The 20,688-nt window shown below is 59.6% G+C and carries 21 protein-coding genes; 14 read left to right on the forward strand and 7 right to left on the reverse strand.

Features of this window, described 5'->3' with window-relative positions:
• The first annotated feature begins 189 nt into the window (after positions 1-189).
• Positions 190-1,257 (forward strand): GGDEF domain-containing protein, encoded by a 1,068-nt coding sequence (locus PH547_RS02540; protein ID WP_104823297.1) that lies wholly within the window; start codon positions 190-192, stop codon positions 1,255-1,257.
• A 67-nt stretch (positions 1,258-1,324) separates the two neighbouring features.
• On the opposite strand, the gene PH547_RS02545 is transcribed toward PH547_RS02540, so the two are convergent.
• On the reverse strand, positions 1,325-1,933 hold the full coding sequence (locus tag PH547_RS02545; protein ID WP_104823298.1) for a pyridoxamine 5'-phosphate oxidase family protein: 609 nt from the start codon (positions 1,931-1,933) through the stop codon (positions 1,325-1,327).
• A gap of 58 nt (positions 1,934-1,991) precedes the next feature.
• Positions 1,992-2,963 (reverse strand): alpha/beta hydrolase, encoded by a 972-nt coding sequence (locus PH547_RS02550; RefSeq protein ID WP_285167333.1) that lies wholly within the window; start codon positions 2,961-2,963, stop codon positions 1,992-1,994.
• Positions 2,964-3,008: 45 nt separating this feature from the next.
• Here PH547_RS02550 and PH547_RS02555 point away from each other — a divergent pair, with 45 nt between their 5' ends.
• On the forward strand, positions 3,009-3,491 hold the full coding sequence (locus tag PH547_RS02555) for a MarR family winged helix-turn-helix transcriptional regulator (protein ID WP_104823300.1): 483 nt from the start codon (positions 3,009-3,011) through the stop codon (positions 3,489-3,491).
• Here PH547_RS02555 and PH547_RS02560 read toward each other — a convergent pair.
• Together PH547_RS02560 and PH547_RS02565 are read right to left on the reverse strand one after the other, a co-directional pair.
• Positions 3,488-4,687, reverse strand: coding sequence for a low temperature requirement protein A (locus tag PH547_RS02560; RefSeq protein ID WP_104823301.1), 1,200 nt, complete (start codon positions 4,685-4,687; stop codon positions 3,488-3,490). The two genes, PH547_RS02555 and PH547_RS02560, sit on opposite strands and share 4 nt — an antisense overlap.
• A gap of 25 nt (positions 4,688-4,712) precedes the next feature.
• Positions 4,713-5,087 (reverse strand): gamma-butyrobetaine hydroxylase family protein, encoded by a 375-nt coding sequence (locus PH547_RS02565; protein WP_104823302.1) that lies wholly within the window; start codon positions 5,085-5,087, stop codon positions 4,713-4,715.
• 135 nt (positions 5,088-5,222) lie between these two features.
• Between PH547_RS02565 and moaA the strand changes: the two genes are divergently transcribed.
• Positions 5,223-6,272, forward strand: a complete 1,050-nt coding sequence (gene moaA, locus PH547_RS02570; RefSeq protein ID WP_104825117.1) for a GTP 3',8-cyclase MoaA — start codon at positions 5,223-5,225, stop codon at positions 6,270-6,272.
• 81 nt (positions 6,273-6,353) lie between these two features.
• Here the strand turns inward: moaA and PH547_RS02575 are convergent, their stop codons facing one another.
• Positions 6,354-8,888 (reverse strand): methyl-accepting chemotaxis protein, encoded by a 2,535-nt coding sequence (locus PH547_RS02575; protein WP_104823303.1) that lies wholly within the window; start codon positions 8,886-8,888, stop codon positions 6,354-6,356.
• A gap of 329 nt (positions 8,889-9,217) precedes the next feature.
• On the opposite strand from PH547_RS02575, the gene PH547_RS02580 reads away from it, so the two are divergent.
• From PH547_RS02580 to mobB, 3 genes are read left to right on the forward strand one after another with little or no spacing between them, the layout of a single operon-like run.
• The gene (locus PH547_RS02580; RefSeq protein ID WP_104823304.1) at positions 9,218-10,129 is read left to right on the forward strand and encodes a DMT family transporter; all 912 of its coding nucleotides are present in this window, start codon (positions 9,218-9,220) and stop codon (positions 10,127-10,129) included.
• An 11-nt stretch (positions 10,130-10,140) separates the two neighbouring features.
• Entirely contained in the window at positions 10,141-10,791 is a 651-nt protein-coding gene (gene mobA / locus PH547_RS02585; protein ID WP_104823305.1) for a molybdenum cofactor guanylyltransferase MobA, read from the forward strand.
• Positions 10,788-11,321 (forward strand): molybdopterin-guanine dinucleotide biosynthesis protein B, encoded by a 534-nt coding sequence (mobB, locus tag PH547_RS02590; protein WP_104823306.1) that lies wholly within the window; start codon positions 10,788-10,790, stop codon positions 11,319-11,321. The genes mobA and mobB overlap by 4 nt, the downstream gene beginning before the upstream one ends.
• Before the next feature lie 46 nt (positions 11,322-11,367).
• Here the strand turns inward: mobB and PH547_RS02595 are convergent, their stop codons facing one another.
• Entirely contained in the window at positions 11,368-13,782 is a 2,415-nt protein-coding gene (locus tag PH547_RS02595; RefSeq protein ID WP_104823307.1) for an OmpA family protein, read from the reverse strand.
• 371 nt (positions 13,783-14,153) lie between these two features.
• Between PH547_RS02595 and PH547_RS02600 the strand changes: the two genes are divergently transcribed.
• The 4 genes from PH547_RS02600 (at position 14,154) to PH547_RS02615 (ending at position 17,153) form a co-directional block, all read left to right on the forward strand.
• On the forward strand, positions 14,154-14,936 hold the full coding sequence (locus PH547_RS02600; RefSeq protein WP_260303881.1) for an ABC transporter substrate-binding protein: 783 nt from the start codon (positions 14,154-14,156) through the stop codon (positions 14,934-14,936).
• A gap of 117 nt (positions 14,937-15,053) precedes the next feature.
• The gene (locus PH547_RS02605) at positions 15,054-15,857 is read left to right on the forward strand and encodes an ABC transporter permease (protein WP_104823309.1); all 804 of its coding nucleotides are present in this window, start codon (positions 15,054-15,056) and stop codon (positions 15,855-15,857) included.
• The gene (locus tag PH547_RS02610) at positions 15,854-16,684 is read left to right on the forward strand and encodes an ABC transporter permease (RefSeq protein WP_104823310.1); all 831 of its coding nucleotides are present in this window, start codon (positions 15,854-15,856) and stop codon (positions 16,682-16,684) included. The genes PH547_RS02605 and PH547_RS02610 overlap by 4 nt, the downstream gene beginning before the upstream one ends.
• A gap of 202 nt (positions 16,685-16,886) precedes the next feature.
• The gene (locus PH547_RS02615) at positions 16,887-17,153 is read left to right on the forward strand and encodes an usg protein (RefSeq protein ID WP_104823311.1); all 267 of its coding nucleotides are present in this window, start codon (positions 16,887-16,889) and stop codon (positions 17,151-17,153) included.
• A gap of 122 nt (positions 17,154-17,275) precedes the next feature.
• On the opposite strand, the gene PH547_RS02620 is transcribed toward PH547_RS02615, so the two are convergent.
• Complete coding sequence (locus PH547_RS02620; protein ID WP_104825118.1) at positions 17,276-18,001, reverse strand: DUF2270 domain-containing protein; 726 nt, start codon at positions 17,999-18,001, stop codon at positions 17,276-17,278.
• 147 nt (positions 18,002-18,148) lie between these two features.
• On the opposite strand from PH547_RS02620, the gene PH547_RS02625 reads away from it, so the two are divergent.
• From PH547_RS02625 to PH547_RS02640, 4 genes are all read left to right on the forward strand, one after another.
• Positions 18,149-18,970 (forward strand): class I SAM-dependent methyltransferase, encoded by an 822-nt coding sequence (locus tag PH547_RS02625; RefSeq protein ID WP_104823312.1) that lies wholly within the window; start codon positions 18,149-18,151, stop codon positions 18,968-18,970.
• Between the two features lie 131 nt (positions 18,971-19,101).
• Positions 19,102-19,794 (forward strand): glutathione S-transferase family protein, encoded by a 693-nt coding sequence (locus PH547_RS02630; RefSeq protein ID WP_104823313.1) that lies wholly within the window; start codon positions 19,102-19,104, stop codon positions 19,792-19,794.
• Positions 19,787-20,131 (forward strand): ArsR/SmtB family transcription factor, encoded by a 345-nt coding sequence (locus PH547_RS02635; RefSeq protein ID WP_104823314.1) that lies wholly within the window; start codon positions 19,787-19,789, stop codon positions 20,129-20,131. Before PH547_RS02630 ends, PH547_RS02635 begins: the two co-directional genes overlap by 8 nt.
• On the forward strand, positions 20,128-20,604 hold the full coding sequence (locus PH547_RS02640; protein ID WP_104823315.1) for an SRPBCC family protein: 477 nt from the start codon (positions 20,128-20,130) through the stop codon (positions 20,602-20,604). Before PH547_RS02635 ends, PH547_RS02640 begins: the two co-directional genes overlap by 4 nt.
• Positions 20,605-20,688 lie beyond the last annotated feature (84 nt).

Below are 20,688 nucleotides of genomic sequence, written 5' to 3' on the forward strand. Positions count from 1 at the left end.
TTTGTCAATAGTCAGACAAGAAGGAAGGCACCGTCTCGGTGCCTTCCTGGTAAGTATTTCCACGTTATAATAAAACTAAACCCAAGTCCGAACTTATAAGATTTTACATTCATTGCCTTAATCTTTTTCAAAGATTCTTAGGCTAACTAAAAATAGTGCTTTCATGAAATCATTTAATGGAGTTCGCCGATGAGTACGGTGGTTGCGCCCAAGGCGCAAGTTCCCGACGTGGCAGGACAGATTACCTATGCCATGCGATCCATGGGGGTCGCGCCGATCCCGCGCAACTACGAACTTTTCTACGAAGCCTATATTGGTTCCAATCCTGCCTTGACTCGCGAGCTTGCCGCACTCGGCAGCAACGCCACGCAAGAAGAATTGGATGCACTGGGCGCCCAGCATTTCTCCCACCATGCCGGCCGCGTTTTCGATGACGCCCATGCCCGCCTGATCTCGGAACTCGATGCCGTGTTGCGCACGCTGCGACAGGAACAGACGTCGCTTGAAAGCTACAATCGATTGCTCGGCGAGACCTGCCAACGCATCACGTCCAAGAACAACAATAGCGTCGATCTGCTGCGCAGCGCCATCGACATCCTGGCGGAAGCGACCGGCGACACGATGGCGCACGGCGAAAAGACCGTCGAGAATGTTGCGCAGCGCAGCCAGGAAATGGACCAGGTGCGCAAGGAACTGGACGAATACAAGCGCATTGCCAATACCGACTCTCTGACGCGCCTCTCCAATCGCCGCGCCTTCGATGATCGCCTGGCCACCATCTTTGACAATCAGATGGCCCGGCCCGTAACGGCGCTGGTGCTGGCCGATATCGATTACTTCAAGAAGGTCAACGACACATACGGCCATCCGGTCGGCGACAAGATCCTCGCAACCGTCGCCTCCCTCATCCGCGCCAATGTCCGTCGCGACGCCTTCGTCGCCCGCACCGGCGGCGAGGAATTCGCGCTGATCCTGGAAGGCAATACGTCGGAAGAGGTTATGGCGGTCTGCGAGCGTATCCGCCGTGCACTGGAGACGACGCCGTTCAAGAACTCCCGCACAGGAGTGAATTACGGGCCGATCACCCTCTCGCTCGGCATCTGCATGGCCTCGGAAGCCGGAGATCCCGGCGAACTCTATAGCAAGGCCGATATTGCGCTCTATTGCGCCAAGAATGGCGGCCGCAACTCCAGCTATATTTATCAGGAAGGCATGCAGAAAGACTTCTCGAAGAGCTGGCTCATCTACAAAAGTTAGAATCGGACCAGAGTTAAAGTCTTATCCGCCGGTGCTGCTTCCCCAAGCGCGCCGGCGGATTTTTTTGTTACCACATGCTTTTGGCGGCTCGCGCCGGCCATTCGCGATCGTAGGTCTCCTGATCGAAATCGCCCTTCGCCGCCTTCAGTAGCATGCCGGGCGTCGGCAGGCTTGCCGGATCGACGAATGTCTCCGTCTTCCAGAGTTCGGCACGCATCACGGCCCGCGCGCATTGAAAATAGACCTCGTCGATGGTGATCACCACGACACTGCGCGGATGCTTGCCCTCCATCTCGAAACTCGCAAGCAAACTTTCCTCGATGGAGACCACCGCGCGACCGTTAAGGCGCATCGTTGTGTTTGAACCGGGAATTAGAAACATCAGTGCAATGCGGGGATCCCTGACGATATTGGCCAGCGAGTCGACGCGATTGTTGCCGCGCCAGTCGGGAAGCAGCAGCGTCTTGTCGTCCTGCACGCGCACGACGCCGCCCAAATCACCGCGCGGTGAGCAATCCAGCCCCTCCGGGCCGACCGTCGCCAGCGCCATGAAGGGCGATACCTCGATCATCCGGCGATAAAGCGGCGTCAGAGCAGTCGTCACCTTGGCGATCGATGCCTCGCTCGTGCCGCCATAAAGCTCATTCAGTTCTTCAACGGAAGTGATGATCCGCATGTTGCCTCACGTCTTTTTGATCCAGATACTGGCGGGTTAGACGCAAGGCGTGACGTTGCTATGACACACGCCGCACCGACGTCCGAAGAAAGGATATAACCGTTTCGCCGTCGCTTTCGAATGCATTTTCTTCAGCAGATGCCGGCGCTTCCGCCAGGAATTCGCCGATCGCCTCCAGCACGGGAGCGGCGCTGACGATACGGCGATGGCCGAAGCCGTTGGCCCAGAGGAGGCGAACATGATCGCCGGCGCTGGCGTAGGCGCGGGCATGATCGGCGCTGACTTCCTTGTCATCCTCGGCGTGGATGACCAATACCGGTCTGCCCAGATCGCGAACGCTGTGTTCGGCAACGTACTCATCGAGCGCCCTGCCAGTGACATGACCGACCTCCGCTTCAAGTGCTGCCTGCACTTTAGGATCGAGCCGCATCATCCTGCCGAAATCCGTGAACAGCCAGCCCATTGCGCTCGGTGCGCCGATCAGCACCAGGCGATCCGTCAGAGTCGGCTCTGTGCCCGGCAGAAAGCCGGCCGCGGCCATTGCAATGGAAGCACCGCCGAACGAATGGCCGATGGTCGCGTCGAAAGCGCCGAAGCGCTCCGCCGCAGCCACGATGGCCGAAACCGCAAGGCGCACATTGAGGAAGCGCCCCGGCGAGCGGCCATGGCCCGGCAGGTCGAGCGAGATCACTTCGGCACCCGCATTTGCGAGGAAGACGGCGAGCTCCGACATGTATTCGCTACTCGAGCCCCAGCCATGGACGACAAGAAAGCGTTTCCGCTGGCCCTTGGCCCCGCCGTTCAAGCGATAGGCCATCGCCCGTCCGCCGCGAAAAGACAGCATGATCTGCTCGGCAGAATTCAGACGCGCCCTGCCCTGTGAATGCGCAGCCTCCGCCTTGGCGCCCTGCGGCCGGCGCGACGGTGTCAGACAGAAAAGCTTGAAGGCGGCTTTGCCGGCAAGCTGCGGCGAAATCCTGCCAAGGCTGGACAATCCTAGCCGGGTGACCTTAAGCGCAAAGGATGGCATAGTGGGAATCCAATAATGTTCAATCATGAACAATAAAGTACAACGATGAACAAAAATCAATCCCTACCTTGGGACCATCCGCGTTTTCGTAGCTGGATTGCCGTCGCCCGCGCCTGCCAGCTCATGCAGCAATCGCTCGGCCGGGCACTTGCGCATCTCGACATCAAGCCGCCGCATCTCGACATTCTCGTCAATCTCTTCCGCTTCGAAGGCATCTCGCAGCAGGAATTGGCCCACAAGCTGCTAGTCGGTCGCTCCAACATGAGCATGCTCCTGCCGCAGATGGAAAAACGCGGCCTGATCGAGCGTCGCGGCGATAAACACGACAAGCGCGTGTGGCGGCTTTATCTGACCACGGAAGGCCGACGCTTGACGGAAGAAGCCATGGCCATCCAGACCGACCTCATCGACCGCATGCTCTCGGACGCACCACTCGACGAATGCGAAATCATGACGGCCCACATGGAACGCATTGTCAGCCTGTTGCTGCAGGAAGAACGCGAGCCTTTGGAAACAATCGGCGATTAGTGATTGCCCGGCGGGCGGGCCAACGGCACTGCGCGATTCAGCGAGGCGAACTCCCATATCGCGACGACGATGAGGACCGCCGTGGCGAGGATGCCGAGCTGGTAAACATCGACCTGGGAAACCGCGAGAACCAGCAGCGCCAGCCCGGCGAGGCCGACGAAATGCGATAGCGGCGGCCGCCCGGTCGTCGCCCCCTTGAACCAGAGATTGCCGACAAGGAACACGGCCGGGCCACCAAGGATCGCCGCCGCCATATGTATGTCGGCCGGGTCATGGGGATGGGAGAACAAGAATTCGTCGCCGACGACGCTCAGAATGATGCCCGCCAGGATCGGGATATGCGCATAGGTGAAAGCCTGTCGCGCTAGGCTGCCGGGCGTCTCGTCCTGCTCGATGCGATGGGCGGCACGTTCATGGCCGAACTGGAAATAGATCCACCACATGGCGACGGTGCCGACGAAGACCGTGACGAATACCGCAACGATCAGCGGCGAAAGCGGCTGTTCTGCAAATGTCTTGCCCGCCTGCAGGATTGCCTCGCCGAGGCAGATGATGATGAAGAGCGCGCAGCGCTCGGCAAGATGCGCACCGGAAACATCCCAATCCGCCGCGGTCGACTTGCCAAGGCCGGGCACGGCGAAACCGAAGGCGGGTGCTGCATATTCGATCGCCAGCGCAGCGAGCCACAGCGACACCCGCGTCTCGCCCTCCATCAGGGCGCCGGCAATCCAGAAGATCCCCGACACGATCAGCCAGCAGGTGATGCGGACGAAATTGCGATGATTGGCCGGGCTGACGTCTTTTAGGGTATAGACGGTAAATAGCGAACGGCCCACTTGCATGAACACATAGGCGCCGGCGAAGAAAATGGCTTTCCCGGCAAAGGCATCCGGAATGGACGCTGAGAGAACCAGCCCGGCAAACATCAGCACGAAGAGCATGATGCGCACCGGCATGCGATCGGGATCGAGCCAGTTCGTCACCCAGGCGGTGAATATCCATACCCACCAGACGGCAAAAATCAGCATGCCGGCTTCGAGAGCGCCGAGGGGAGTGAAATGGCTGGCCAGCGCATGCGAAAGCTGCGAGATCGAGAAGACGAAGACGAGATCGAAAAACAGCTCGACGAAAGAGACCTTGCTTTCGTTCTTGCTACCTTTGGCGCGCAGCCAGCTTCCCGTATCCCCACCTGCCATGCCTGTCCCCTTGCTGCTGACAGTGCTAGTGCGGCTTGCCCGCCACGTCGCGGCTCAAGCCCTTTTCCTTCAGTTCGGCCTCATAGGCGGCGAAAAGCTCGGAACCTTTCTCGCCGAGCTCGCGAAGATAGGCCCACGTAAAAATGCCGGTATCATGCATGTCGTCAAAACCGATGCGGACGGCATAGTTGCCGGTCGGCGTCATCGACATGATCCCGACATTGCGTTTGCCCGGCACGGTGATCTTCTGCCCTGGCCCATGTCCCTGCACTTCGGCCGATGGCGACAGCACGCGCAACATTTCCGCCGACAGATCGAAGCTTGCGCCGTCATTGAAGCTCACCACCAGATGATGGCGGTCCTTCGACACTCTCAGTTCGGTTGGCCAGACGTCGCTCATCGATTTTCCCATGCGTTTCAATGCGTACCCGGAGAAGTAGGCCGCCAGTCGTTAACGCGCAAGTGCATTTGAAAATGCATTTCCCTTGACGCAACAATCGCCTATGCACACATTAACATGACAACGGAGGTTTTCGTGAACAGCATTGTCGGTACGATAGGCAACGGATCGCCGCTGGTGGCGGATGCGTCACCGATGATCGACCCTTTCGGGCGGGCGGTCACCTATCTGCGCGTCTCCGTGACCGACCGCTGCGATTTCCGCTGCACCTATTGCATGGCGGAAAACATGACCTTCCTGCCGAAAAAAGATCTGCTGACGCTGGAAGAGCTGAACCGGCTCTGTTCCGCCTTCATTGCTAAAGGCGTCCGTAAGATTCGCCTGACCGGCGGCGAGCCGCTGGTGCGCAAGAACATCATGTTTCTGGTGCGCGAGCTCGGCAAACGCGTTCAAGACGGTGGCCTGGAGGAGCTCACGCTGACGACAAACGGGTCGCAGCTCTCGCGCTATGCAGAGGAGCTCTATGATTGCGGCGTGCGCCGCATCAACGTTTCGCTCGACACGCTCGATCCCAATAAATTCCACGCCATCACCCGCTGGGGCGATTTCGCGAAGGTGATGGAGGGTATCGACGCCGCGCAGAAGGCGGGCCTGAAGATCAAGCTCAATGCCGTGGCGCTCAAGGATTTCAACGAGGCGGAGATACCCGAGCTGCTGCGCTTCGCCCATGGCCGCGGCATGGACCTGACCGTCATCGAGACGATGCCGATGGGTGAGGTCGAGGAAGATCGCACTGACCGGTACCTGCCGCTCTCCAAATTGCGCGCCGATCTCGAACAACAATTCACGCTGACCGACATTCCATATAAGACCGGCGGTCCGGCCCGTTATGTCGAAGTCGCCGAAACCGATGGCCGCCTCGGCTTCATCACGCCGCTGACCCATAATTTCTGCGAGAGCTGCAACCGCGTGCGCCTCACCTGCACCGGCACGCTTTATATGTGCCTCGGCCAGAACGATGCCGCCGACCTGCGCACGGCGCTGCGCGCCACCGAAGATGACGCGCTCGTCTACGCCGCCATCGACGAAGCGATCACCCGTAAGCCGAAGGGTCACGATTTTATCATCGACCGCACGCACAACAGACCGGCTGTCGCCCGCCATATGAGCGTCACCGGCGGCTGATCTTCCCATACCAAGACAAGAAAACGCCGGGCGATAAGTCCGGCGTTTCTATTGGTTGCTGTTGTTTTCTGAAGTAACGCCTCAGGCGGCGCGATACCCATAGCCTTCATGTGCCCCGTCGCCATCGCCCGTGCGGAAGCGGTCGATCTTGTCGGAGAGCATATCGACGCGTTGGCGCAGGCCATGAATCTCGGCGTTGTTTTCTTCCACCATCGCCGCATTTCTTTGGGTGATCAGCTCGACTTCGCCGACCGCTCGCGTCACTTCTTCGATCCCGGTCGACTGCTCGGCCGTTGCCGCGGAAATGTCGGCGACGAGCTTCTGCACGCCGGTCACATGGCCGATGATTTCGGCGAGCGCAGCACCGGTCTGCTCGACCAGATGGACGCCATTTTGCACCTGCGAGGAGCTTGCCGAAATCAGGCCCTTGATCTCCTTTGCCGCGTTGGCGCAGCGCTGCGCCAGTTCGCGCACTTCCTGCGCGACGACAGCAAAACCTCGACCGGCCTCGCCGGCGCGGGCGGCTTCGACGCCGGCATTCAGCGCCAGCAGGTTGGTTTGGAAGGCGATTTCGTCGATGACGCCGATGATCGTGACGATCTTTTCCGACGAGCGGTTGATCTCACTCATGGCGCCGACGGCCTTGGCGACGACTTCGCCGGATTGCGTTGCGTAAGCCTGGGTCTCGTTGACCGAGACCGCCGTCTGCTTAGCGCGGTCGGCGGTGGAACGCACGACGTCGCTCAGACGGTGGAGTGCCCGCGAACTTTCCTCGAGGGCAGCCGCCTGCTGCTCGGTGCGGCGTGCGAGATCGTCGGCGGATGCGGCGAGATTGCCGGTACCGCCCTTGATCTCCTCGGCCGTGTAGCGGACATCCGTCAACGTCTCGCGCAGGGCTTCGACAGCGTGATTGTAGGTGAATGCCATTTCGACGAAATCGGCGGAGAGGTCTTCGCGCATGCTCTCTTCCAGATTGCCATCCGCAAGCTTGGAGAGAACGTCTGCCAGCGCATTCAGCGCCTGCTTCTGCTCGGCTTCGATGCGGGCGCGGTCGGCGGCGCGGCGTGCGGCATCCTCCGCCGACAAAGCGCGTGCGCTCTCGGCCTCCCGCTCCAGGCGGACATTTTCCACGGCAGCGTCGCGGAAGACGGTGACGGAACGCACCATATCGCCGATCTCGTCGCCGCGATTGCGGCCGTCGATCGCCACTTCCAGATCGCCGCTGGCAAGCCGCGTCATGATTTCGGTAACCCGCTTCAGAGGTCCACGCAGCGTTTCGACCAGCATTAGACCGCCGACGATGGCAAGCAACGTACCGAGGATCATGGCAATGACGGAGACATTGGCGGAGCGCTCGCTGTCTTCCTTGCCGATCTCCTGCGCTTGCGCAACGAAGCTGCGCAGCGACGTCATCGCATCCGCCAGCAAGCTGTTGGAATCGACGCGCGTCTTTTTCCAGTCGGACGCAGTCTGCAACAGATCGGCCGAACCCTTGGTCACGCTGTCGATCAAAGGCTGAGTACGAGCAGAAAAATCGCGCATCGTAGAATTGGTCTGGCCTAACGCAGAGATCTTTACGCCGGCGTCTTGCAGATCCTTCAGATCGGCAACGACGGCGTCCCGCGAGGCAGCGTCGCGCACATTCTCCATCCGTGCGGTATGCAGCGTCAGGCGATCGATGATGCCCAGCGCCTGGTCGACGTGATCCAACAATTCTTTCTGGCCGTCGATGATCTTGTCGAGGCTGACGAAGCGATCGGCGGCAGTATCGCTGTTCTTGGCCGATTGCAGGGTCATATCCCCTTCGATCTTCACGAAGCTCTGCAGAATCGGTCCCATGGCCTGGACCTTCAGATCGGCGGTGTCGCCGCCCTTCAGGACTGCGTCAAGCTTATTGGCAGCATCGGCCGCGCCGTTGACCAGCGCGACGCCACGCTTGGAAACAAGAGCTTTCGACGTGGCGACCTGCTTGAGGATCGCATCCGTATAGGTACGCGCATCGGAGATTTCCTCATTGGAATCCGCGGCCATCTGCACCTGGATGCGCAGGTTGCTCATCTTGTCCGACAGGCCCTTGAAGGCAGCGGCATCGTAAAGCAGTTCCTTGGCGAAGGTTTCCTTGTCGCCGAACTCCTTGCGGATGATGTCGATCTGCTTTCCAGCCGCCTTGCCGCTGGCTTCGAGCCCCGACACTGCCTTCTGGATCGCGTCGACATCGCTGTCCTGCTTTTGCTTGATGTTCCAAAGGGCGGCCGTCTGCGTGCGCATCTTGTCGGCCAGATCGCTGACGGCGGAGATCTTGGCGCGTTGATCATTGCTGAGCAGGCCGCTCAGACGCTGGACGCCGGCCGCCTGCGCATCGATCTTGTCCGCAAGCGTCTTGCGCGTTTCATCGGATGGCGACGTGGTGAACTCCTGCAAAGCAGCCTGCAAGTTCTCGAAGTCGCTGATATTTTCGATCGTCGCCCGCGTCACGGTCATATGGCCGTTGAGAATATTGGCCGTGTGATAGCCAACCAGGCCGATGCCGGCGATGAGCACCACCAGCGGTACGACGAAGATAAGAACCTTGGTCACGATCCGGCGGCTTTGCAGAAGACGATCAATGAAGAACATGCCACGCCCCAATGAAATTCGTTGGTATCCGGCGAAGGCGGGACCGTCATTCCCTGCTGCGCTGCGGTAGAGCTTCTGCCTCATGCAAAACTGAGCCGAGCGTCCGGAAATTAGATTGAATAAGGATTAATCACGAACGTAAAAGATCGCACATCTCCCAAAAATCGACAGTGCTGTCCCGATTTTGCGATTTCGGCGTGATTGCACTCGCCATCAGCTCACGTTTTCATTGCGACGCACAATCGAATTTGATCACGACTACACCGGCAATGATTCCAATTTGCGGAAAACCGCAGTAGAGCGAGCTGATATATCCAGGGAATCGCTTTATGCCGCGGACGAAGAATACGCAGGGCGCGCTCTACATGGCCGCAGCTATGGCCGGCTTTTCCTGCAGCGACGCACTTTCCAAATCAGTCATCGCGGTCATGAACGCAGGAGAGATCATGTTTCTCCGCGGGCTTTTTACCAGCATCTTCGTCTTTCTGCTCGCCTGGAATATGGGAGCCCTGCGCTCATGGAAAGTCATTCTGCAGCCGATGATCGCGCTGCGCGTCGTCTGCGAAGGAATTGCGGCAGCAACCTATATCACCGCGCTCGGCATGATGCCGATTGCCAATGCCTCCGCCATCCTGCAGGCATTGCCGCTCGCCGTTACCCTCGGCGCAGCCCTGTTCCTGAAGGAACCGGTCGGCTGGCGGCGTTGGACGGCGATCGTCGTCGGCTTTGTCGGCGTGCTCATCATCATCCGCCCCGGCCCCGATGGCTTCACGACGGCTGCCCTGCTCGTGGTCGCCAGTATGTTCGCCACAGCCGCCCGCGATCTGGCGACGCGTTGTGTCAGCAAGGATGTGCCGTCGCTGATGGTGACGGTCTGTACCGCTGTCTCGATTTCCATCTTCGGCGCCCTGTCGATCGCTCCGCTCGGCGGCTGGCAGCCGATCACTTTCACCCCGTTCTCGCACATCCTGCTCGCATCGATCCTGGTGCTCGTTGGCTATCAATCGGTGATCCAGGCGATGCGCACGGGCGAGATCTCCTTCGTCGCACCGTTCCGCTATCTAAGCCTCATCTGGTCGGCATTGCTTGGCTTGCTGTTCTTCAGTGAGATGCCGGATGCCTGGACCATGATCGGCTCCGCCATTGTCATCGCCTCCGGTCTCTATACATTCTACCGGGAGAGCAAACGGCAAGCGGTCGAGCGCGTCGCCCAGGAATCCGAGCCGCGTGTGCCCGCCTGAGGTCGCCCAACATGCCCGGCTTCATCCCCGATCCCGCCGATATCCCGCCCTATCTGCTCGCCGGCGGTCGCTCCAGCCGCATGGGTGCGAACAAGGCGCTTGCACTTCTCGGTGGCGAAACTCTTCTGACGCGTATAGCCGCTCGCATCGGACAGCAGCAGCGAAAGCCGGTTGCGTTGAATGCCGATGCCGATTGGTCGGATACGGAAGGGCTGCCGTTGGTTCCCGACACCATCCCCGGCAAGCTCGGCCCGCTGGCGGGCGTGCACACCGCCATGCGCCATGCGGTGATGAGGCACCCGGACGCGTCGCATATCGCTACGGCGCCGATCGACAGCCCGTTTTTTCCAATCGATCTGGTCGCCCGGCTGGCCGAAACGATCGAAGACCGAGACGAAATCGCGATAGCCACATCATTGGGTCGCGATCATCCGGTGTTCGGCGTGTGGCCCGTCTCGATTGCCAACGATCTCGCGACCTGGCTTGTCAAGGATGACAAGCGACGCGTCAGGGACTATCTCGCGCGTCATAGTGTCCGAACGGTCGAATTTGCCATGATCCAAACGCCGATCGGTTCCCTCGATCCCTTCTTCAACGTCAACACACCAGAAGACCTGATCGCCGCAGAAACATGGCTCGCGGCATTGGAGCAGACATCATGACAACCAAGCGACCCAAAATCTTCGGCATCGCCGGCTGGAAGAACTCCGGCAAGACCGGCCTTGCGGTGCGGCTTGTCACCGAATTCACCCGCCGCGGCTACAAGATTTCGACCATCAAACATGCCCACCATGACTTCGACATCGACAAGGTGGGCGCCGACAGCTTTCGCCATCGCGAAGCTGGAGCGCATGAAGTCACCATCGTTTCCGGCACGCGCTATGCCATCATGCACGAACTACGCGGCGAGCCGGAGCCGAGCTTCGAGGAAATCCTGGCGCGGCTTGCCCCTTGCGACCTCGTCTTGATCGAAGGCTACAAGCGCGAGCCGATCCCCAAGATCGAAGCTCGTCGCCTCGAGGCGGCCAACCGCGTGCCCTTGGCGCCGCAAGACCCGCATATCGTCGCCATAGCCACCGACCATCCGGTGGAGGATGCCGGCGCACTGACCGTCTTCGATCTCGACGATACCCTGGCGATCGCCGATTTCATCGCTGCGACGGTTGGCCTCGGCGAACTGGCAAAAGAATAAGGCCGTCGGTTTCCCGACGGCCTTACGCGTTTGAGACAGGAAAAGCTTACTGGGTTGAAGCGACCGGACGCACCAGCGCCGTGACACGGCGGATGGTAACGCGACGGTTTTCCTGCTCGGGCCCCTGCGTATTCACCTTGAGATATTGCTCGCCGTAACCCTGGGTCACCAGGTTTTCCGGCGGAATGCCATAGACGTCGCTAAGGACCTTGGCGACGGATTCGGCACGCTGATCGGAAAGGACCAGATTGCTTTCCGGAGTGCCGACGGCATCCGTATGGCCTTCGATCATGAAGGTCTCGGTCGGGTCCTTCTTGACGATCTTGCCCATGGCGTCGGCAACGCCGCGCAGCGTACTCGCCTGCGACATCGGGATTTCCGCACTGCCGGTCGCGAAGGTGATCGTATCGAGGTCGATACGGCGCACCTTGTCGCGGATGCGGGCGGAATAACGCACTTCGTTCAGCGAATAGACCCGCTCGACTGGCTCGACCGGCGGTTCGCGCAGGAAGTCGTAATAATCCGCCTCGCGGTCCGTGCCCGTGTCGATGATGTACTGGTTCAGCGGAATGCGCAGGCGCATCGGCGGCAACTCGTCGCCCGGATCGCGGAAGTAGTCGTCGCGGTCCGGCTGATCCTCCAGTTCCGGGGAGTAGAACAGCACGTATTCACGGCCGCGAGCGTCGATGCGCGAGCGCTGAATGACGTCGCCATAGCGATTGCGCACGGTAATAATGCGATCGCCATCCGGCTGATCGATCGTTTCGCGGTAACGGTCGCGCGGAAGCTGCTCATAGATCGGACGTTCACCCTCACGGATGAAGCGCGCGCTATCATCGTGACGAACGACGTAGGTATTGTCGATATTCAGGATGACGCGGCCGCCCTGATTGCCGTTCGGCTGGAGTGCAACGCCTTCCGGCGACGCGAAATCCGGCCTGCGGTCGAGGCGACGCCCCTGCTCGCTGGTTATGGCTTCGATCCTCACAGGCTGTTGCTGCTGCTGGCCAGCGAGCGCGCGTTGAGCTTCGGCATCGGATGTCGGCGCCTTAGCATAGGCCTGCGGCTGTTGCACCGGGGCGTTCTGCGCTTGCCCAGTCTGAGCCTGACCGGCACCAGTCTGAGCCTGCCCGCCGGCAGCTTGGCCACCCTGACGGAAGCCGCGCCGCGCCGCATCCTTGTCGCTATCCAGCACGGCAGCGCCATTCTGCACCGGCAGAATAACCGTCTCGTTGCTGGCTGCAGGATTTGCAGCGATCTTCTTGCGACGCTCCAGTTCCTGCGGCGAAACCTGCTCACCTCCAGCGGCGGGGGCCGCTGTCTGGGCGCCCTGCTGCGCGGCACCATTGGCAGGCGCCTGCACGGCGTTACCCTGAGCGGGAGCACCGGTTTCGACATTCGGCTGCTGCTGTTTGCCGACCTGCGGAGCTACCTCGTTCTGCGGCTGAGCCTGCTGTCCCAGGTTCTTCTGAACTGGCTTTTGTTCGGGAGTGGCTGCAGGCTGTTGCGCGCCCTGCTCAGTCTGCGGCAGTTTGCCGGTCGCCGGCTTCTGGCCCTGCTGCGTGCCGGGCTCGACCTGATTTCCAGGCTGAACCTGGGTCTTCGGTTGGGCCTGCTCTGTGGCGGGAGCCTGTTGCAGGGCCGGTGCTACCTTCTGTTCTGCTGGTTGCTGAGCTGGGGCTACCTTCTGTTCCGCCGGTTGCTGCGCCGGTTCAGCCGATTGGCCCTGCAGCTTCTGATGCTTCTTCTTCTCAGGCTGGGCGGGGGTTTCCGGCTGGGCCTGTCCGCTCTGAGTCGGCTGTGCAGCCGGCGCCTGTTGCTGCGCGGGCGCGGCCTTCTGTTCGGCTGGCTGCTGTGCCGGTTCAGCCGATTGATCTTGCTTCTTCTGACGTTTCTTGAGTTCGGGCTGGCCTTGCGGTTGCGTTTCAGGGGCAGCCTGTTGCTGGGCCGCTTTCGGCTGCGGCGCTACTTCCGGCTGCGCCGCTGGCTGTTGCTCCGCATTCTGCTTGTGCTTCTTTTGCTCCGGCTGAGCCTGCTGGGTTTCCGGTACCGCCTGCGGCTGCAGCGCCTTGGGCTGCTGTGTTTCCTGCTGCTGCTTGGCGGGCTTTTGCTGTTCAGGCTGCCCTTCGGGCTGGGCTTCCTTCATCTTGCGCTGTGGCTCGGCTCCGCCCTGCTGTGCTGGTGCGGCCTGATGCTTCTGGCCCTGCGGCTCGCCCTGTTCCGCACCGCCTGGCTTCTTGCGCTTTTTCAGCTCCTCTTCGGACTGCCCGTCCGGAGCCGGCTGCTCCTGGGCAACCTCGAAACTTGCATTGCCGTTGACGGCGACCGATCCGGCGGCAGCATTGCTCAACGGTGCGATGGCTTGGTCGCGCAGCGCTGTGGCGGCAGCCGGCTCAAATGCCAGTGATAGAGACAGCAGTGGAAATGCTGCACTGGCAAATAGTCTGGATCGCTTTCCCATAGTTGGGATCTCCTTTTCTTATCATTATCCGCCAAGGTGCGGATCTCAGCCCGCGGAACAGATGCCCCATGATCCCGGCCGATTTTCGGTGTCCATAGGGCTGAATCGCGGCAAACGGTGATATGTTCCAAAGAATTAGATACGGAAAATTAACCCCGCCTGAACGCGCCGGAAGGCTTCCGTTCAGCTTTGCGGGATCGCGCAAGCGCTTTGGAGATAGTGTGTGCGATGCAAACCGGCTTCGTAATTCCAGTTGCAATTTGCGAAAAAAAAGTACGATTATCGAAGGCAGGCGGGCCACGCACCCGCTCCATTCTGGCCGGCCGCCAATGAAGAAAAATAGCCGCCGGTCGCCAACAGAGAGGATCAAAATGCGCATCTCCACTCGTCTTTTCGCCGCTGCATCGCTTGCCGCGATGTCGCTTTTCGCCGGGGCAGCGCTTGCTGACGGCGATTCGATCGTCATCGGCACCGACGCAACCTATCCGCCGTTCGAATCGCTCGACGCCGCCGGCAAATTCGTCGGCTTCGACATCGATATAGCCAATGCGCTTTGCGATCAGATGAAGGTCAAGTGCACCTTCGTGAACCAGGATTTCGACGGCATCATTCCGGCTCTGCAGGCCAAGAAGTTCGACGCCATCGTATCGTCCATGTCGATCACGCCGGAGCGTCAAAAGACCATCGACTTCACCAACAAATACTACAATACGCCGCCGGCCATCGCCGTGCCGAAGGATTCGACCATAACCGAAGCAACCGATGCGGCCCTGAAGGGCAAGACCATCGGCGCGCAGTCCTCGACCACGCACGCAAACTACGCCACCGCGCATCTGAAGGATGCCGAGCTGAAGCTCTATCCGTCGCCGGATGAATATAAGCTCGACCTCGCTAACGGCCGTATCGACGCTGTCATCGACGACGTCGTGGTTCTCTCCGAATGGGTCAAGTCCGATGCCGGCAATTGCTGCAAGATGCTCGGCACGCTGAAGGTCGATCCGGAAATCAACGGCGTCGGCGCCGGCATTGGCCTCCGCAAGGGTGACACCGCCCTTAAGGACAAGTTAAACGCCGCGATTGCCGCGATCCGTGCCGACGGCACCTACAAGAAGATCCAGGACAAGTATTTCGACTTCGACGTCTACGGCGAGTGATCGCCGTCGATTCCTTGGGAAAAGACGACGGCGGAAGCTTGCTCTTCCGCCGTTTTTGTTTGACATATAATATAAGAATAAGAGAAACGCGGCAAAAGCTGCGAGGGGAAATACGGTATGGGCGGATTGTTTTCCGCGTTTGGTTCCTTGTGGGCCTGGATAGATAACGCTTTCGATCCGCTGTGCGGCCCCGTCGGGCTCTTCACCGTGTTCTTCCAGAACACCTCTATTGCCTGTGGAGACACCGGCTGGGGCGACGAGATTGCCGGCGGCCTCAAAGTCACGATAACAGTAGCCGTCCTGACATTGCCGCTCGGCTTGGTCGTCGGCTTTCTGGTGGCGCTGGCACAGCAATCCGAAGAAAAGTCGCTGCGGCTGGCAGCCGGCGTGTTCACCACCATCTTTCGCGGCCTGCCGGAGCTCCTGACGCTGTTCATCATCTATTACGGCATACAGATTCTGCTGCAAACGGCCCTCGCTTACGTGGGCTACACCGGACAGGTCGAGATCAACGCCTTCGTCGCCGGCATGGTCGCCCTGTCGATCGTTTTTTCCGCCTATTGCTCGGAAGTTTTGCTGTCGGCCTTCAGGGCGATTCCCAAGGGCCAGTATGAAGCGGGCGACGCTCTTGGCTTTCACCGGGCCCGCACCATGCGTCTGATCATCCTGCCGCAATTGATCCGCATCTCGCTTCCCAATCTTGGGAACCTCTGGATGAACTTGCTGAAGGATACATCCTACGTTTCCGTCATCGGACTCGCTGACATCATCCGCCAAACGGGCCTTGCCGTGCGCGCGACCAAGGAACCATTCTTCTTCTATTTGGTTGCCTGCGGACTCTATTTGACGCTCGCCGTCATCTCCTCGGCCGGGTTGTCTTACCTCGACCGTTGGGCCAAACGCGCGGAGTTTCGCCGATGAGCTATGCAGAAGTCTTGATCCCCGCGCAGCCGGCACCACCGGAGACGATGAAGCGCCTCTCCAAGGCCCGCATTGCCGGTTATTTCTTCCTGGCCCTCTGGGCGCTGCTAGGCATCGCGCTGATCACGATGATGATCACCAATTGGGACAACGCAAAATTCTTCAAGTTCGGTCCACGCTTTCTGCACGGCCTCTGGATCACGGTGAAGCTGGTCGGGCTTTCCTTCATCCTTGGCGGGATACTCTCCGTTCCGCTCGCCTTTGCGAGAATGTCGAAGAACCGGATTTTGAAGAGCCTGACCTATGGCTATGTCTATCTCTTCCGCGGCACGCCGCTGCTGGCGCAGATCTTCATGGTCTACTACGGCTTTCCGCAGGCGCGCGGCTTCATTGACAGCATCGGTCTCTGGTGGTTCTTCCGCGATCCCTTCAATTGCGGTCTGTTTGCCATGACGCTAAACACGGCGGCCTATCAGACCGAGATTGTCCGCGGCGCCATCCAGAGCGTCCATCACGGCCAAAGCGAGGCTGCGGCCTCGCTCGGCCTTCATAAGCTCGTCACCTTCTACAAGATCATCTTGCCGCAAGCGTTGATCGTGGCGCTGCGGCCTTACGGCAACGAGATCATTCTCCTGATCAAGAGCTCGGCGACCGTATCGATCATCACCGTCTACGATCTGATGGGTGAGACGCGCTATGCCTTCTCGCAGACCTACGACTACCAGACCTATCTCTGGGCAGCGATCTTCTATCTTTCCATCGTCGAGCTGATGCGTAACCGCTGGGCTTGGATCGAGGGCTACCTGACGCGCCATCTGAAGCGTTGACCCTTGCCATGGCAGGCGTCTCCTTGCGCCTGCCGCCTGCACCTTGGCAGCACTCACCTATAGAGGCTGCTATCATATTGATTTTCGAGAAGAAATTTCTTTTTTGCAACACTTTTGTAAAGCTTGGGTTTACCATGAGGTGTTTCCATTTTCCTGTGACATCCGCGTCACGAAGAACAATGGGAACAGAAAGAGAGACCTCATGCACAATGACATGCAAAAGCAGTTGCAAGGCTATGGGCTCACTACGGCGCAGATCCTCTATCGCCTGCCCGATCATCCGCAATTTCTGCAGACCTACATCTGGCAGGACTATGATCTCGCCCCGAATTTCCCGGAGATGCGCGGCTTCCTGAAATTCTGGCAGGAGAAGCTCGACGGGCCGTTACATTCGGTGCGCTATGTTCACCGTCGGCTGATCTCGGCGACCGAGTGGCGGGCAGTGAAGGGAGAGTTCATCCTGCACTAAAACGCATCGCGATCTCTGGGATTCGCTCCTTGCGTTTTAGGCCCTTGATTTTGCGCGTGTCGTTATCGCAAAACCGCTGCGCACTTTTGCGCGACATGCTTTAGTCTGGCTTTGCCAAACGATCAGACATGCGCTTCGCCATGGGTGAAATCGCCGTCATCCGGCCCGCGACGTAATGCGCTATAGAGAATGACGGCATAGAACACGGCCACGATTGCGATCACCGGCCAACCGGGGATCGGTCCGAGCGTTGCATTGTCGGCAATATAGCTCCACGAATGCGCCAGTTCTTGCGGCGCACCATTCGCTTGCAGTTTCGGCGTCGAGATCTTCAAAACCCAGGCCAGCAGCAGGATCACATACATCCAGCAATAATTCCGCCGCAGGCGTCGCTGCATCGCTTCGGAATAATTGAGCAGAAAACGCGGTGCGCGCAGGCTTTTGGCAATCGACACCGCCCAATCGGGATTGAGATTGGCTTCGGGCGCCAAGATCTGCGCAAAATAGCTGCGTTCCAATTGCCGCACCCGCGCCCGATAGACGTCGAAGAAGCGATAGCGCCGCGCCTCGATCATCAGCAGCAAGGTGATCAGCATCATACCAAACAGCAACACGCCATGATGCGACGTCGGCGTCGACAGCGATACGGAAAGCAACGCCGCAACGACGGTGATCGCCCAGTTTGACGTCCGGTCGATGCGATCGCGCCAACTGGTCATCCGCGCGAGCTCGCCGCGGTAGTAATGGGTCAACGTGTTGGTGATCTCCCCCGTCGTCGAAGGCATAGGCGGCGGCTTCCGATCCGTAGCGCTGTTGATGAGATGCGACGTGGTGAGCTCGGTGGCCATGGTTTTTTCCTCCATTTCTCTTTTTTTGCGCAACGGCCTTATGGCCCGCCGCTGCCGCAGACGAATATTTTGCTCCTTCAACGCAGCCATTGCAAAAGCCATTCAAGCGCCTTAATGCCTCCTTGACGAATGAAGGACTGATCGCTCATGGCAAAGAAAAAGATAGACGAAGACGCGCTGGCGGACGCCTACAACCGCGCCCTTGCGCTCGAAAAAGCCGGCGATATCGACGCCGCGGTCAAGGCCTATGAGGATGTGCTGGCGATCGATCCCGAGGATCATGGCGGCGCAGCCGTGCGCATCGCCTCGATGGGCCGCGGCGAAACGCCGGTTAAGGCGCCGGACGCCTATGTCGAAACCCTGTTCGATCAGCATGCTGAAGTTTTCGAAGACGTGCTTGTCGAGCAGCTCGGCTATCATGTTCCGGTTCTCGTGCGTCAGCGGCTGCAGGCACTTGGTCTCGGCCCCTTCAAGCGCATGCTTGATCTCGGCTGCGGCACGGGCCTGACCGGCGGTACGCTGCGAGACATCGCCGAGGACATTACGGGTATCGATATTTCCGAAAACATGGTCGAAGTCGCCCATGAGAAGGATCTGTATGAAACGCTGTTCGTCGCCGAGGTTGAGGATTTCCTCGACGATAATGACGAAGAGCCGTTCGACCTGATCACCGCCACCGATGTGCTGCCCTATCTCGGCGCGCTGGAGCCGTTGTTCTTCGGCGCCGCTGAAAACATGACGCCGGGCGGCCTCTTCATCTTCTCCTCGGAAACCCTGCCCGACAGCGCTATGGCAGGCCGCGCCTACATGGTCGGTCCGCACCAGCGTTTCGCCCATTCGGAAAGCTACGTGCGCGAACGCCTGACCGCGACCGGCTTCGAGCTGATCGAAATCACCGACATCAATGTCCGCATGGAAGAGGGTCATCCGACCCCGGGCCATCTGGTTATCGCGCGCCTTGCGTCGTGATCTGATTTCTCCTGCAGCCAATCCGAATAGTTACCCAATTGGGTAACTATTCATTGCATTCGCTGGCACGATCTGTTACTTAGCCATTTAGGTAAGTTTTGGCATCGCCTCGATGTAGGAAAGGTCGCTGTATGTCTCTCATCCTTTATCAGCATCCCCTCGCCTCCTTCTGCCATAAGGTCCTGATGGCGCTTTATGAGAACGGTACGCCCTTCGAAAGCCGGGTCATCGATCTCGGCAATGAAGAGTCCCGCGCATCGCTGCTGCGCCTCTGGCCGATCGGCAAATTCCCTGTCCTGCGCGACGAGGCGCTCGATAGCACCGTTCCCGAAACCAGCATCATCATCGAATATCTCGACCGGCATTATCCCGGCGCGACGCCGCTGTTGCCGCTCGATCCGACGGATGCGCTCTGCGTCCGCCTCTGGGATCGCTTCTTCGATCTCTACGTTCAGGAACCGATGCAGGCGATCGTTGCTGACATTCGCCGTCCGGAAGATGAGCGCAACCCCAAAGCCGTCGCGCAGGCGCAGGCATTGTTGCGCACCGCCTACGGCATGATCGAGCAGCAACTGGGCGAAAAGCTCTGGATCGCCGGTGACGCCCTGACGATGGCGGATTGCGCCGCCGCCCCGGCATTGTTCTACGCCGAAACGCTCGTGCCCTTTGGAGAACAGCAAGTCCGGCTGCAGCAATATTATCAACGCCTGCTCGATCGTCCGTCCTTTGCACGCGTGCTCGAAGAGGCGATGCCCTACTTCCATTTCTATCCCTATAGCCAGAAGCTGCCCGCCCGTTTCCGCCCGGAACGATCGGATGGTTGAGGATTCCATAGCGCTCGACCGAATGTTCCAGGCCCTGTCGGACCAAAGCCGCCGCGGCATGATCGACCGCCTCGGCCGCGGTCCCGCCTCGGTGATGGAACTGGCCCAGCCGTTCGCCATGGCACTGCCGACCGTGATGAAACATCTGCATGTTTTGGAAACCAGCGGTCTGGTGCGCTCGGAAAAGATCGGCCGGGTGCGGACTTACCAGCTACGGAAAGAAGCGCTGGAGCAGGTCGAACGCTGGATCGCCGAGCGTAGGGCGGGGTGGAACAGGACCTTCGACCGGCTCGATCAGTTTCTGGCCGACAATTCCGAGGAGACGGCGGTGAAATGACCGAGAGAACGACGGAACATACGACGCTGACCATAGAGCGTCATTTCAAGGCGCCGCTGCAGCGCGTCTTCGGCGCCTGGGCGGTGGCCGAAAACAAGCGCCAATGGTTCGCCTGCCACGGGGATTGGACGCCGCTGGAATTTCAGCTCGACTTTCGTCCTGGCGGCAGCGAGAGCAACCGCGTCGCCTCGACGGATGGCGTGGTACACGCCTATCAGGCTCGCTACATCGATATCGTGCCGAACGAACGCATCATCTATGCCTTCGACATGATGCTCGCTGACAAGCGCATCTCGGTATCGCTGGCAACCGTCACCTTCGCGCCGGAGCCTAGCGGCACCACGATGCTCTTTACCGAGCAAATGGTTTTTCTCGACGGCTATGGCGACAATGGTTCCCGGTTGATGGGCACCGAAATCGGCTTCGACAACCTTCGGCTCTATGTCGAAGGCGACGAAAGCAGGCCGAACTAGCCCGCGCGAGCCAGCCAGGATCGTCGCCAACAACTGGCTTTCGAGCTCGGCCGCTACCACTCGCCGACAAATCGGTCTTTCGTC

It is taken from the genome of Rhizobium cerradonense, assembly GCF_030182455.1.
GTDB lineage: Bacteria > Pseudomonadota > Alphaproteobacteria > Rhizobiales > Rhizobiaceae > Rhizobium.